The organism is Corynebacterium sp. CCUG 70398, from assembly GCF_024454055.1.
In the GTDB taxonomy this organism is placed as follows: domain Bacteria; phylum Actinomycetota; class Actinomycetes; order Mycobacteriales; family Mycobacteriaceae; genus Corynebacterium; species Corynebacterium genitalium.
The window spans coordinates 1-12,393 of sequence record NZ_JAGPYZ010000004.1 but is presented as its reverse complement, the minus strand read 5'-3'; the positions used below and the strand labels follow the sequence as shown (position 1 = coordinate 12,393).

Annotated in this window: 14 protein-coding genes and 3 tRNA genes; 7 read left to right on the top strand and 10 right to left on the bottom strand. The window is 64.1% G+C overall.

The annotated features are described in order from the left end of the window. Positions 1-30: 30 nt before the first annotated feature. Genes KBX07_RS05875 through KBX07_RS05865 form a run of 3 tightly spaced genes read right to left on the bottom strand, consistent with a single transcriptional unit; the run spans position 31 to position 2,486 of the window. On the bottom strand, positions 31-795 hold the full coding sequence (locus KBX07_RS05875; RefSeq protein ID WP_255994712.1) for a decaprenylphospho-beta-D-erythro-pentofuranosid-2-ulose 2-reductase: 765 nt from the start codon (positions 793-795) through the stop codon (positions 31-33). Between the two features lie 40 nt (positions 796-835). Continuing rightward, positions 836-2,251, bottom strand: a complete 1,416-nt coding sequence (locus tag KBX07_RS05870) for an FAD-binding oxidoreductase (protein WP_255997188.1) — start codon at positions 2,249-2,251, stop codon at positions 836-838. 16 nt (positions 2,252-2,267) lie between these two features. Beyond that, positions 2,268-2,486 (bottom strand): hypothetical protein, encoded by a 219-nt coding sequence (locus KBX07_RS05865; protein WP_005287412.1) that lies wholly within the window; start codon positions 2,484-2,486, stop codon positions 2,268-2,270. Positions 2,487-2,527: 41 nt separating this feature from the next. Here KBX07_RS05865 and KBX07_RS05860 point away from each other — a divergent pair, with 41 nt between their 5' ends. After that, a complete protein-coding gene (locus KBX07_RS05860) occupies positions 2,528-3,373 on the top strand; it encodes a plasmid pRiA4b ORF-3 family protein (protein ID WP_256023398.1) in 846 nt (281 codons plus the stop codon). Positions 3,374-3,397: 24 nt separating this feature from the next. Continuing rightward, positions 3,398-3,856 (top strand): GtrA family protein, encoded by a 459-nt coding sequence (locus KBX07_RS05855; protein WP_005287406.1) that lies wholly within the window; start codon positions 3,398-3,400, stop codon positions 3,854-3,856. Between the two features lie 18 nt (positions 3,857-3,874). On the opposite strand, the gene KBX07_RS05850 is transcribed toward KBX07_RS05855, so the two are convergent. Further along, positions 3,875-4,792 (bottom strand): glycosyltransferase, encoded by a 918-nt coding sequence (locus tag KBX07_RS05850; RefSeq protein ID WP_256023396.1) that lies wholly within the window; start codon positions 4,790-4,792, stop codon positions 3,875-3,877. 89 nt (positions 4,793-4,881) lie between these two features. Between KBX07_RS05850 and KBX07_RS05845 the strand changes: the two genes are divergently transcribed. Further along, on the top strand, positions 4,882-5,802 hold the full coding sequence (locus KBX07_RS05845; protein ID WP_256023395.1) for a hypothetical protein: 921 nt from the start codon (positions 4,882-4,884) through the stop codon (positions 5,800-5,802). A 190-nt stretch (positions 5,803-5,992) separates the two neighbouring features. Here the strand turns inward: KBX07_RS05845 and KBX07_RS05840 are convergent, their stop codons facing one another. Further along, positions 5,993-6,811 carry an ABC transporter ATP-binding protein gene (locus KBX07_RS05840; protein WP_256003982.1) on the bottom strand — a complete coding sequence of 273 codons (819 nt, stop codon included), beginning with the start codon at positions 6,809-6,811 and terminating at the stop codon, positions 5,993-5,995. A gap of 10 nt (positions 6,812-6,821) precedes the next feature. Further along, positions 6,822-7,670, bottom strand: a complete 849-nt coding sequence (locus tag KBX07_RS05835) for an ABC transporter permease (RefSeq protein ID WP_255994744.1) — start codon at positions 7,668-7,670, stop codon at positions 6,822-6,824. 118 nt (positions 7,671-7,788) lie between these two features. Between KBX07_RS05835 and KBX07_RS05830 the strand changes: the two genes are divergently transcribed. Further along, on the top strand, positions 7,789-9,051 hold the full coding sequence (locus KBX07_RS05830) for an aminotransferase class V-fold PLP-dependent enzyme (RefSeq protein WP_005287390.1): 1,263 nt from the start codon (positions 7,789-7,791) through the stop codon (positions 9,049-9,051). A 26-nt stretch (positions 9,052-9,077) separates the two neighbouring features. Here KBX07_RS05830 and KBX07_RS05825 read toward each other — a convergent pair whose 3' ends face one another. Continuing rightward, positions 9,078-10,037, bottom strand: coding sequence for an NAD(P)H-quinone oxidoreductase (locus KBX07_RS05825; RefSeq protein ID WP_256023393.1), 960 nt, complete (start codon positions 10,035-10,037; stop codon positions 9,078-9,080). 48 nt (positions 10,038-10,085) lie between these two features. Here KBX07_RS05825 and KBX07_RS05820 point away from each other — a divergent pair. Beyond that, positions 10,086-10,173 (top strand) — tRNA-Ser (locus KBX07_RS05820). 64 nt (positions 10,174-10,237) lie between these two features. Here the strand turns inward: KBX07_RS05820 and KBX07_RS05815 are convergent. The 3 genes from KBX07_RS05815 to KBX07_RS05805 are packed head-to-tail and all read right to left on the bottom strand — an operon-like array spanning position 10,238 to position 12,150. Next, on the bottom strand, positions 10,238-10,621 hold the full coding sequence (locus KBX07_RS05815) for a phage holin family protein (protein WP_005287384.1): 384 nt from the start codon (positions 10,619-10,621) through the stop codon (positions 10,238-10,240). A gap of 30 nt (positions 10,622-10,651) precedes the next feature. Then, positions 10,652-11,065: a hypothetical protein gene (locus tag KBX07_RS05810; RefSeq protein ID WP_005287382.1), complete on the bottom strand. Its 414-nt coding sequence runs from the start codon at positions 11,063-11,065 to the stop codon at positions 10,652-10,654. A gap of 53 nt (positions 11,066-11,118) precedes the next feature. Further along, positions 11,119-12,150 (bottom strand): histidinol-phosphate transaminase, encoded by a 1,032-nt coding sequence (locus KBX07_RS05805; protein ID WP_256023392.1) that lies wholly within the window; start codon positions 12,148-12,150, stop codon positions 11,119-11,121. Between the two features lie 78 nt (positions 12,151-12,228). Between KBX07_RS05805 and KBX07_RS05800 the strand changes: the two genes are divergently transcribed. Together KBX07_RS05800 and KBX07_RS05795 are read left to right on the top strand one after the other, a co-directional pair. Further along, positions 12,229-12,318: transfer RNA gene (locus KBX07_RS05800), tRNA-Ser, on the top strand. 1 nt (position 12,319) lies between these two features. After that, positions 12,320-12,392: transfer RNA gene (locus KBX07_RS05795), tRNA-Arg, on the top strand. Position 12,393 lies beyond the last annotated feature (1 nt).

Genomic DNA, 12,393 nt, shown 5'->3' with positions numbered 1-12,393 from the left:
TCGGCCGCAAACAGGTATTAGAAGAAGCGGTTAGAAGCTCAGCTTCCGCATAATCGGTGCCGGGATGTGCTGGAGCACCAGCGAGATCGGGCCGAAGAGCTTGTGCACGAACACGTGGCTCTTACCGTCGAGAGCTGCGGAGACAGCAGCCTTGGCCACGTCTTCCTTGTCCACGGTCAGTGGTGCCTCGTCCAGGCCGTCGGTCATCTTGGTGCGCACCTGGCCAGGGCGGACAACGGTGACGTGTACACCGCTGCCGCGTAGCGCCTCCCCGAGCTGGGTGTAGAACCCGTCCATGCCGGCCTTGGTGGAGCCGTAGACGAAGTTGGATCGGCGCACCTTCATGCCCGCGACCGAGCTCATGGCGATGATGGTGCCGTGGCCCTGCTGCTTCATCTTCTGGCCCAGCAGCACGCCGACGGAGATCGGCGCCGTGAAGTTGGTCTGGGCGGACGCGACGGCGGCCTGCTGGTTCTGCCACAGTTCTTCCTGGTCGCCGAGGGTGCCGAAGGCGACGATGGCCACATCGACATCGCCGGCCGCAAAGGCTGCGTCGATGACGGCCGGGTGGGAGTCGGTATCAAAGGCGTCAAAGTCGACGATGCGGACCTTGCCGGCGCCGTGGCGGGAGACCTCTTCGACAGCGGCGTCGATACGCGGGCTGTCTTGGCGGGCAGCCAGGGTGACGGTCGGGTTGCCTCCGCGCTTGGTCAGCTCGGAGACGATGGCCAGGCCGATCTCGGACGTGCCGCCGAGAAGGAGAATATTCTGTGCTTGTCCTACTGCGTTCAGCATTGCGGTTCCTTTCGGTTTCTTGAGCGGGCTACGCAGCCAACTAGTGCAGCTCGAGTCGGCGGGACATGTCGGAGGCGAACACCCCGGTCGGGTCGATCGCGTTGCGGGTTTCCAGCCAGCCGGCCATGCCGGGGTACATCTGGTGGAACTTCTCGGCAGACGTGCGGGACTCCTTGGCCAGGTAGAGGCGGCCGCCGAATTCCATCACCTGGTCGTCCAAGCGATCCAGGAAGGAGTGCAGGCCGTCGCGGATGGGGAAGTCCACGCACACGTTCCAGCCGCGCATCGGGTAGGACAGCGGGGCTTTGTTACCGTCGCCGAACAGCTTGAACACGTTCAGGGCGGTGTAGTGGCCAGAGGACTGAATGTCGTAGATGATCTGCTTGAACGGCTCGACAGCGTCGGTGGGCACAACGAACTGGTACTGCAGGAAGCCGGCCGAGCCGTAGCCGCGGTTCCATTCCGCGATCATGTCCAGCGGCTGGTAGAACTGCGTCAAGTTCAAGATGTCGTTCTTCGAGTCTTTGCCCATGAAGTAATAGGCCTCACCGATGGCGCGCAGAGTCAGCTGGTTCATGGTCCAGGACGGGAAGATGTCCGGCACCGTCATCAGCTGCGGGGCGGAGAACTTCAGCGGGTCCTTCGCCAGCTTCGGCGCGAACTCCTCGAGCTGCGCCAGTGTGGCCAGCGATCCACGGGAGATGGTGGAGCGGCCGGTCTTCGGCGGGGCGGAGATGGCGTCGAACCATGCAGAAGAATAGGTATATCCCTCTTCTTGGCCGTGGGAGTGCTCCTCGATCGTTTCGTCGAGGGTGGAGGTGCGGACCGTGTCGGAGATGAAGTAGGCCGTCTCGGTGCGCGTCATCTTGATGCGGGCGCGCAGGATGATGCCGGTCAGGCCCATGCCGCCGACGGTGGCCCAGAACAAGGTGCCGTCCGGGTCATCCGGGGTGCCAGCAGGCTCGAGGTGCAGGACGCGGCCGTCGGCGACGAGCAGCTCCATCGACACGACGTGGTCGCCGAAAGAACCGGCGGAGTGGTGGTTCTTGCCGTGAATGTCCGGGCCGATCGCGCCGCCGATGGTCACCTGGCGGGTGCCGGGCAGCACCGGGACCCACAAGCCGTAGGGGATCGCGGCGCGCATCAGTTGGTCGAGGGTGACGCCGCCGTCGACGTCCACGATCGCGGTATCGGGGTTGATCTCGTGAATCTTGTTCAGCGGCTGCATGTCAATGACAAGGCCGCCACCGTTTTGGGCCGGGTCACCGTAGGAGCGGCCCATTCCGCGGGCGATCACACCGCGGCGCTTGCCTTCCGGCAGGGTCGCGTTGTCTTCGGCGACGTGGCGCACTGCCTCCTTGATCGCGTCCACGTCGGCGGTGGCTAGGACTTGCGCGGTGGACGGTGCGGTGCGGCCCCAGCCGTAGAGGGACTTGGTGGTGGTGTGGAGTTCCATAAACCCCACCCTACCGCTAGAGTTCCATGATCTCCCGGATCCTTTTTGGCAGCTCCCCCTGATTGGTGATCACCGGTTTGCCTGCATTTTTGTGTGCCCGGAGCTCTTCGTAGACGATGCCCCGGGAGGTGCTGTCCAGCAAGGGTAGTTCTTGGGCGATCAGGCGCGTCATGAAGTCGTCGAGGGGGACGTCGGCAAGTTGCGCCGACATGTGGGGTTTGTCAGGTTGCTGCATGGATGACATCCTACGGGGCGCGCAATCGCTAGGGTGGGGTCATGTCGGTCGTGGTCGAGCTCAAGCGCACCTTGCTCGTGCGCTGCGCCACAATGCTTGCCGACGAATCCGTCTTCCGCCACATCGGCCTGAACTCCGAAAGCACTCTCGGGGATGCGCAGCGTGTCCTGGAAGTCTGTTTCGCGATGCCGAACGGCCCGCCGAGCCCGACGCGCTTCACCGCGGACGCCGAGGACCCAGGCCGCCTAGATGCTGGCGTGCAGATCGGTTCCTACCTGCGCCGGGGCGGCGACCGGCTGTTTTTCCACTGGGGGCTGTGGCAATTCGAACTCACCTTGCTGGATATCTACCCGCGCGATAGCGCGACCCCGAGCGCGCTGTGTGTGGCCGGGCACGGAGACTTCGCCGATCAGCCCTTTGACATCCCCGCCATCAACGCGGAGCTGCTCGGGCCGTCCGCAATTGAGAATGTGCTCGCGGGCGCGCGCGATGATGTCGTCGACATCGTCGACCGCTCCCACACTCTCGACTTCCTTCCCCTGTTGCAGGCCATTGACCTGCCGCGGCCGTGCGAGCTCGACCCGCTGGTGGCCGACACGCTGGCCAGCCTGCCGCGCGAACGCACCCCGCTCGCCCGCGATGCCTTCTGGTCCACCGTTCTCGCCCTGTCGTGCTTGGCTGACGACGACACCACCGACGACGTCATCGAAACCACCATGAGCGCCCTGAACTGGGCCAACCCAGGCGGCGAGAGATACTCCGCCCGCCAGATCCGCTCCCTGTGCGCCGGATCCCTCGTGCGGCTGGCGTCGGTGGGCGGGTACGGGGCCGGGGGCGTGAGTGCCGTCGATAAGCTGGACATGTACCGCGCTTTGCTGCGACGGTGACTGGTGGGGGTAAGGTGAACCGCTGTGACCTCCAAGGTTGAAACGACACACCCGATGAGCGCGAAGCGGCAACTGCTGCGGTTCGTGATCATCGGTATCTTCTGCGCGATGCTCGATTTCGGGCTGACGTACCTGCTCGACCATTCCTTCGGCTTCACGCGCGTGTCTGCGAAAGTGGTCGGCTGGTGCTTCGGCACGCTCGTCGCGTACCTGCTCAACTCGCGGTTCACGTTCCAGGCTAAGATCACCGGCAAGCGGGCGCTAGCCGTGTTCATCCTCTACGCCTCGACATTCGGCATCCAGGTGTTCCTCTACTGGATCACTAATCCGCCGCTCATCGCGCTCGGCATCGAGGACCCGTGGAAAGACTTCATCGCCTTCGTCATCGCTCAAGGCGTGGCGACGATCACCAACTTCATCCTCCAGCGCGTCCTTATCTTTAAGCAGCCGACGAAGGTCGTCGTCGACACTGATCCATCTTGATCCGGACGTCGGCCCGGATCAAGGTCGGCGGAAGTCCTCGTTCGCGCCCATCCGCAGCAGGCGCAACCACTCGCGGAACTCCCGCGGGTTCTTGCGCTGGATCAGGAAGAACCAACCGAAACGCACCAGCTCCTGCAGCTGCATCTTCTTCATGCCGCGCTGGCCGATGATGTAACCGCGGTTGCGGTAGGTGAAGTAGCGCTTGACCTCATTATCCGGCCACTGGGCGTGCGCGCGGCCGCCCATGATCGGGTGGAACTCGGCGGAGCCGTCCGGGTGCAGGTAGCTGGTGGTCAGCGCGGTGCCGTATTTCATGCCGGACTGGGCCAGGCGGCGGTGGTATTCGACCTCGTCGCCGCGGATGAACAGGCGGTAGTCGGGCACGCCGATGCGCTCCATCGCCTTTGCGCTGATCAGAGCGCCGTTGAAGAGGCTCGCGTACTGCGGGAGGTAGTCTCCCTCCAGCTCGCTGCGGCGCCGGTGCCAGGCCAGGCCTTGGCGCAGCGGAAAAGCGAGCTGGTCAGGGTCATCGATATTGGCCACGACGGGGGAGACCTCAGCCAGACCCTCCCGCGCGGCGACGCGGTAAAGCTCCTCCAGCACACCCGGGTCGGCGGGGCGGCCGTCGTCATCGGCGCACCAAATCGCGTCCGCGCCGAGGGCGAGCGAGTGCAGAAAGCCGTATGCGAATCCGCCCGCGCCGCCGAGGTTCGTATGCGATGCCAGGTAAACGCCCTTGTCGCCGGCAAGGTCTTGGATCAACTCACGGACTTCGTCTTCTGCGCCGTTATCCACCACGATCACCCAATCGACCGGGTGAGTCTGATTCGCCACCATCTCCAGCGAGTGCCTGAGCAGCCCAGCGCGCTTGTGCGTGACAATCACCGCCGCGGTGGTGCCGTTCGGGTTCAGCAGCGCATCGGTGGTGGAAGTCATGGGGACTATTGTGCCACGGCGGAGGGAACGGATAAGGGAAGCGCTGCGGTGAGGGAACCGTAACGGTGTCTGCGCCTGTCTAACAGTGCATGGCATTGCGCAACAACATGGACATCACCGCCAATGTGCACGGCGGCTTCTACCTGGACGGTCCTGGGGTGCAGGTTTCGCGGCGGTTCTGGATGGCGGAGCCGTTCGCTTTGGCACGTTCTTCGGAGCTGGGGCACCGGGCGCCCGCAGCCACACGGGCCGTTGCGATGGTGTTGGAGCACCCCGGTTGCTCAGTCAGCGGATTCAGCGCGTTAGCCGTGTTCGGCCTGAGGTTCTTTGCGGATTCGTTCCATACGACACTGCATGGTGCTGTCCGAAAAACCGTCGAAGCGACCCAATACACACCGCGGATTACCCGAGCCCGCCCACGAAATACATGGACTGTCCGCTACCAGGGGCAGCCGATTCGGATCTCAGAGCCAGGGTCCGCCGTCGTGGAAGCCCTGCAGTGCATCCGCGCCGGGGAGATCCGGTGGCCCGTCGCCACGGTTGACGGGTGGAGTCCAGCGGACCTCAGAGCCCTGCAGCTTATCGACGCTTCCCGCCGCCACCTCAACATCCACCCCGACCTCATTTACAACGCTGCCCGGAACCGCCTGCCCCGCGCATGGCTGAAAAGGATCGTCGGAGCGTCCAGTGACCTCGCCGATTCCCCGAAAGAGACCGAAATGCGGCTGATCGTCCAACAGATCTGCGAAGAACTCGGGGTGGAACTGTCCGAACAGGTGACAGTCTCCGACGGCAACGGCATCATTACCACCTTTGACCTGGCTATTACCGAACTAGGGATCGGCCTCATGTATGACGGCGAGCACCACTTGCAGCGTAGCCAGCGCGACCGGGACTCGGCCATCAACCTCAGGTGCGTCATGCAAGGGTGGACAGTACTCAGATTCACCGCCGGAACGATGGGCAAGATCGCCCAGTTGCTGAGGGAGCTGATCTCCCAGCGGTTGTGAACCAGGGTGTTGCTAGATAGCGGGCGGCGGCCGCGGCGGGCGGTGTGAACGATTCAGCGCACCGACCTATAAGCCCCGAGTAGTAAGTGCAGGTCAGGGGGTTATGGCCTGAACGATACGGGGCCGAAATGCGCATATCGTTCACCGCTGATGCTTTGGCTGGGGGCCCGGGGCCCTGGAGTTTAGGTCCCTAGTCCTCCTGGTCTGCCTGATCGTCCCGGTCTTCATCGTCGAAACGGACGAGCAGGTCGCGGACGAAGTCGCCGGCTTCTTTGCCTTCGTAGGCTTCGACGACTTCGTCGACAAGCCCGGCCTGGCGGACCTCTCCTTTGTCGATCCACAGTGCGGTGTTGCACAGCTGCGCCAAGAAGTCGTTGGAGTGGGAGGCGAAGACGAGGATGCCGGAGCGTTTGACCAGTTCAGCCAACCGGACGCGGGCTTTGGCCATGAAGGCGGCGTCGACGGCGCCGATGCCTTCGTCGAGAAGCAAAATCTCGGGCTCGATGGATGTGACCACTCCGAGCGCCAACCTCACGCGCATACCGGTGGAGTAGGTGCGCAGGGGCATGGCCAGGTAGTCGCCGAGCTCGGAGAACTCAGCGATTTCGTCCATTTTGGCCTTCATTTGTTTGCGGGTCTGGCCGAGGAACAGTCCGCGGATGATGATGTTCTCGTAGCCGGAAATCTCCGGGTCCATGCCCACGCCGAGGTCGAAGACGGGGGCGACGCGGCCGCGGACATCGGCGACGCCGCGGGTGGGTTCATAGATGCCCGAAAGAAGGCGCAGCAAGGTGGACTTGCCGGCGCCGTTGTGGCCGACTAGACCGACGCGGTCGCCTTCGCGCAGGTGCAGGTTGATGTCCTTCAACGCCTCGACGACGACCGTGTTGGAGGCGTTCTTGCCGATCGCCCCTCCGGCCGAGGACATGACGGCCTTCTTTAGGGAGCGGGACTTGGCGTCGAAGATAGGGAAGTCGACGCAGGCGTTGTAGGTGTCAATAGAAACCACGTGAAACTCCTTACACCCAGTACGGTACGCGGAAGCGCCACTGGCGCATCACCAGCAGGGCGGCGAGCAGGCCGACAGCAGTGAAGGCCAGCACGATCCACCAGTGATAAGCGGCTAGGTCGCGGCCGATCAGGGGCGCGCGGACGATTTCGAGGTAGTGGTAGAGGGGGTTGAGCTCGGCGAGCATGGCGCGCTGGGCGACATCGCCGCGTTGCTCCTTCAGGGTCTGGGTGGTCCAGACGATCGGGGTGACGTAGAACAGCAGCTGTACCAGCGCCTCCAGCAGAGGCGCGACATCGCGGAAACGCGTGGCGATGATCCCGAACAGCATGGTCACCCACACCCCGTTGAGGATCATCAGGGCCAGTGCCGGGATGAACAGCAACAGATCCCACCCCAGCTCGAGGCGGAAGATCAGCACGAGCACGAGCCAGATGACCATGTTGTGCGCGAAGAACAGCAGCTGGCGCCACACTAGGCGGTACACGTGGACAGACAGCGCCGACGGAAGCTGCTTGATCAGCCCTTCGTTCTCAATGAATACATTCGCGCCGTCTTTTATGCACCCGGAGATGAAGCCCCACACGATGAAGCCGACGGTGACGTGCGGCAGGAACTCGCGCACCGGAATCTGGAACAGCATGGAGTACAGCAGGCCCAGGGCCAGCGCCATCACGCCGGTAGCGATCGTGATCCACAGCGGGCCGAGCACGCTGCGGCGGTAGCGCTGTTTGATGTCCTGCCAGCCCAATTGCAGCCACAGCTCGTACTGGCCCCACCCGCGGGTGAGGTCGGCTGCCGCAGCGCGGAAGGTTTTGGACTTCGACGCTGGGGTGGTCTCGTCGGCGGAGGACGTCATGCGGGAGACGTCGGAAAGCAATGTTGCCTTGTCTTGCACACTTAACAGCTTAGTGCCAAGATCCTTAAATATTGCTAAGGGGCCGATGGTGCGTCCCGCCTGGTATGGGTGCATACTAGTGAAACACTTAGTTCGGAAGGAGGAGACCGTGGATTACGGTGCGGAGTATGACGTGTACCGCGTTCGCGGGCTGTACGCCTCGCTTTCCGACGGCTGGACTTACCTGAATTCCCACGACTGCCCACAGATCCCAGAGCGAGTCTCCGCGGCTGTGTCTCGGTCGTTCCGGATGGCGCCGCAGGTGCCGGCGCGTGAGTTTCACTCCGGTTCGCACTCGGGGCAGTCTGTCGGTCGTCCAGAGGGTGACAATCTGCTGGAAGCCGCGCGGCATGCTGTGGCGGACCTCGTGGGGGCGAGCGCGGACCGGGTGATTCTCGGCGCCAGCCTGCCGGTGCTCTACAGCGCGCTGGTCACGTCGATGGAGCCGCAGTTCCGGTACGACTCGTCTGTGGTGGTCAGCAGCCTGGACCGGTGCGAGTTGCGCACGGCCGTGTCGCGGGCGCGGGCGCAGGTCCGCACGGCTCACGCTGAGCTGGGCACAGGCGAGCTTCCATCGTGGCAATACGAGCAGCTTGTCGACGGCTCCACCCGCCTCGTCTCCATTCCCGCCGCCCACGCAGAACTGGGTTCGGTGACGGAAGTGTCCGAGATTGCCGAGCGTGTCCGCTCCCGTTCGCGCGCCTGGGTGCTTGTCGACGCGACGGCGTACGCCCCGTACCACCGCATCGATTTTGATAAGTGGGACGCTGACATCGTCGCCTTGGACATGGCGGCGCTGGGTGGGCCGCAGGTCGCGGCGCTCGTGTTGCGCGACGCGGCGATGCTCAAGCGTGTCGACTCACAGGTGCTGGGCATCGTCAGCGCCGGCGTGGCCCCCGGTCTTGCCGGAGGTGTCACCGCTGCTGTGGACCACTTGGCGGGTCTCGCGCCGGAGCTGCCCGGCCGGGGCACGCGCCGGGCACGCCTCGACCGTTCGATGGCTGAGATGTCGACTTACCTGGGTGGTCTGCGCGATGACCTGTACACCTTCCTGGGTACGTGGCCGCACGTGCACATTCTCGGCAGCTCCGGGGAGGCGGCAGCGGATGCGACGACGGAACGCCTGCCGCGCCTGACCTTCGGTGTGCAGGGCGTGCCGGCGCCGACGGTGTATGAGCGGTTGTTCGACAACGGCATCGTGACCACCCTGACCCGGCCGACCCCGCTTTTGACGGATATGGGCCTGGAGGAAATCGGCGGCGGTGTGACCGTCGGCCTCGGGCCGTTCAATACCTACCAGGACATCGAGCAGGTCATGCGCGTCGTCGCGTCGCTGGCGTAGTCGCCGCACACTCTTGTTGTCGATCTCTAATCGACAACAAGGACGACTTTCCCGGTGGAGGTGCCGGAGTCGAGGTGATCGTGGGCTGCTGCGGCGTCGGCAAGCGGGAACGTCTTAGTCAGCTGGTGCTTGATCGAACCGTCCTCAATGAGCGGCCACACGTGCTCCTCGGTGGAGCGGCAAATATCTGCCTTCATCGCCCACGGGCGAGCGCGCAGGGTCGTGGCGTGCACTGACAGGCGGCGCGGCATCATCCGGCCCAGCGAGAGCTCGCCCTTCGGGCCACCCTGCACAGCGATGACGATGAGCTTGCCGTCGGTCGCCAGGGACTTGATGTTGTCTTCTAGGTAGGGCCCGCCGATGACATCGAGGATCACGTCGCAGGAGCCCTTGAGCTCGTCGACGAAATCCTGCTCTTTGTAATTAATGAGGATGTCGGCGCCGAGCTCCTTGCAGTACTCGAGCTTTTCTGCCGAGCCCGCGGTGACCGCGACTTCCGCACCGAGTGCCTTGCACAGCTGGATGGCAAACGAGCCGATGCCGCCGGAACCGCCATGAATAAGGACGCGGTCGCCCTCGCCGACGCCGGCGAGCATGCCCAGGTTGGACCAGACGGTGGTGGCCACCTCAATGACAGCAGCGGTCTCGATCAGCGACAGTCCGTCCGGGATGCGCATGAGCTGGCCCTCCGGCACCGCGACGTACTCGGCGTAGCCGCCGCCGGCGAGCAGGCAGGCGACCTCGTCGCCGACCTTGCGGTCGGTGCCGCCTGCGTCGACGATCTCACCGGTGCATTCCAGGCCGATAATCTCGGACTCGCCCTTCGGCGGTGGGTAATTGCCCTCCGCCTGCACGAGGTCGGCGCGGTTGACGCCGGTCGCGTGAATTTTCACGAGGACTTCGCCTTCGCGGAGGACGGGGGTGGGGGCGTCGACAAGCTCGAGCGAACGCGGGTTCTCTGGGTCCGTGACGGTAATTGCTTTCATGGTGCCCCAGGGTAGTAAAGTTTTGTGGGCGCCCTGATCGGGCAGCAAGGAGACGTGGCAGAGCGGCCGAATGCACTGGTCTTGAAAACCAGCGAGGGTCACACCTCCAGGGGTTCAAATCCCCTCGTCTCCGCCAGACTTTCGCTCAAAGACGAAAGGCGCCCCAGCGGGGGCGCCTTGTGTGGGGGAGTGGACGTTACTTAAGCGTCAGTCTTCACCTTGTCGCCGCCGATGGCGCGGAAGATGCCGCCGACGATCCAGGACGCGATCGCCATGACGATGGCACCGAAGAACGCGGACCAGAAGCCGTCAATCTGCAGGCCGTTACCGATGCTGTCGGAAATCCAGCCGGTCAGGGAGAACAGCAGGGTGTTAACGATCAGGGAGAACAAGCCCAGCGTGAGAACCTTCAGCGGGAAGCTGATCAGGTTCACCAGCGGGGAGATGAACGCGTTGACGAACATGAACACCAGGGCGACCCAGATGAACGCGCCGATGCCGCCGAAGATCTCTACGCCCGGGACGATAACGGTGACCAGCCACAGGGCCAGTGCTGTAACTACGAGGTCGACAATGAAACGCATGAACTTACCTTTTCTTTAGTGGTCTTGTTTTTACTGTTCGAAGAACTCGTGGATGATGTGGAACTGGCGCTCACCGGGGATCTCGGCGAACTCGCGCTGAGCTTTCCGTCGCGTCGGGCCGTCTTTCGCGACCACTACCTTCACCTGCTCCAATGCAATCGGCGAGGCTACCTCTACCGTAGCGTGTGCGTCGGGCTGGCCGTAAGAGAGCTGCTGCGGGTCGATGTTCCGCCCGGCCAGCGCATCTGCCACGCCGTCTAGGTCGCCGACAGGGACACCGAGGAGCACGGTGTCGTCGTTCAGCGCCATCGCGCGCGGGGCCAAGTAAAGAGTCGTCGCGTCGGGCGCGGGGGCCCACGCGATCCAGGCGGAAACGTTGTCGCGGGTGGGGGCAGAGCCGTCGCCGGTGGCGAAGCCGGAGTTCAAAGAGTAATTCAGCTGCATGAGCACCAGCGTACGGATTTTTGCCCGGGGCGGGGACTAAGCGGCGGGACCGGCTAGGTCACCGCGTCCCACGCGGAGAGGAACTCGTTGGCTTCCTCGCGGTCAGTCACCGTCACGCGGAGCCCCTCGGGGAAGGCGCGCACAAGCACACCGCGCCGGGCAAGATCAGCGGCGATGTCGGCTGGTTCGCGCTCGCACTTCTCGGCAGGAAGCCAGACAAAGTTGGCCTGGGAGCGGGCGGCGCCGATGCGGTCGGCGACCTCGTCACGGACCTCGATGGTGTCTTCGAGGCGGGCCAACAGCTCGTCGGAGTGGTGCAGCGAAGCGAGCGCCCCGGCTTGGGCGATGGCGGAGACTTGGAAGGGGACGCCGACTTTGTTCACGGCGTCGATCAGCTCGCGGTGCCCGAAGGCGTATCCGATGCGCACGCCCGCCAGACCGTACGCCTTGGAGAAGGTGCGCAAACACAGGACATTGTCGTGCTCCCGCCAAACGTCGCAGCCGTTGACGGCATCGGGGTCGCGGTTGAACTCGACGTACGCCTCATCGAGCGCCACGGTGACATGGTCCGGAACGCGGGCCATGAAGTCGTCGAACTCGGCGCGGGTCACCACTGCGCCCGACGGGTTGTTGGGGGAGCAGAGGTAGACCAGGGACGTTCGTTCGTCGATGGTGGACGCGATGGTGTGCAGGTCGAGGTGGCCGTCGTCAAGCAAAGGCACCGGTCGCGGCTCGGCCCCGGCGATGCGGCAGAAGATGGGGTACGCCTCGAAGCTGCGCCACGGGAAGACGATGTTGTTCTCGGGTGTGGACGTGGCCTGTGCGAGCTGCTGGCACAGCGCGGACGAACCGCAGCCAACGGCGATGTTGCCGGGATCGACGCTGAGGTGCTTGCCCAGCGCCGTGCGCAGCTGTGTCGTGCCCATGTCCGGGTAACGGTTGCCGGTGATCGCGGCCTTGGCCATCGCCTCCGCAGCCGCCGGGAGAGGCTGGCCAGCAACCTCGTTCGAGGACAGCTTCAACGCCTCCGGATCAGACGTGCCGGGGACGTAGGCGGGGATGGCGGCGAGGTCAGGGCGGATCATGCTCAAAGATTCTAGACAGGTGTTTTGGCCGACCGCACGAATGTGGGTAATGTAAGTCCAGGCCTGCTGAAGGCCGTTGGAGATGTGCCAGAGTGGCCGATTGGGGCTCCCTGCTAAGGAGTTGACCTTTCACGAGGTCCGCAGGTTCAAATCCTGTCATCTCCGCCACGCGCCCGTAGCTCAACGGATAGAGCATCTGACTACGGATCAGAAGGTTGGGGGTTCGAATCCCTCCGGGCGCAC

What these genes read in the sequence shown, in the direction of transcription:
- KBX07_RS05815 (WP_005287384.1), bottom strand. Translation starts at nt 10,621, where the DNA reads ATGCGTTTCATTGTCGACCTCGTAGTTACAGCACTGGCCCTGTGGCTG.
- KBX07_RS05875 (WP_255994712.1), bottom strand. Translation starts at nt 795, where the DNA reads ATGCTGAACGCAGTAGGACAAGCACAGAATATTCTCCTTCTCGGCGGC.
- KBX07_RS05870 (WP_255997188.1), bottom strand. Translation starts at nt 2,251, where the DNA reads ATGGAACTCCACACCACCACCAAGTCCCTCTACGGCTGGGGCCGCACC.
- KBX07_RS05865 (WP_005287412.1), bottom strand. Translation starts at nt 2,486, where the DNA reads ATGCAGCAACCTGACAAACCCCACATGTCGGCGCAACTTGCCGACGTC.
- KBX07_RS05850 (WP_256023396.1), bottom strand. Translation starts at nt 4,792, where the DNA reads ATGACTTCCACCACCGATGCGCTGCTGAACCCGAACGGCACCACCGCG.
- KBX07_RS05825 (WP_256023393.1), bottom strand. Translation starts at nt 10,037, where the DNA reads ATGAAAGCAATTACCGTCACGGACCCAGAGAACCCGCGTTCGCTCGAG.
- KBX07_RS05845 (WP_256023395.1), top strand. Translation starts at nt 4,882, where the DNA reads ATGGCATTGCGCAACAACATGGACATCACCGCCAATGTGCACGGCGGC.
- KBX07_RS05860 (WP_256023398.1), top strand. Translation starts at nt 2,528, where the DNA reads ATGTCGGTCGTGGTCGAGCTCAAGCGCACCTTGCTCGTGCGCTGCGCC.
- KBX07_RS05810 (WP_005287382.1), bottom strand. Translation starts at nt 11,065, where the DNA reads ATGCAGCTGAATTACTCTTTGAACTCCGGCTTCGCCACCGGCGACGGC.
- KBX07_RS05835 (WP_255994744.1), bottom strand. Translation starts at nt 7,670, where the DNA reads ATGACGTCCTCCGCCGACGAGACCACCCCAGCGTCGAAGTCCAAAACC.
- KBX07_RS05805 (WP_256023392.1), bottom strand. Translation starts at nt 12,150, where the DNA reads ATGATCCGCCCTGACCTCGCCGCCATCCCCGCCTACGTCCCCGGCACG.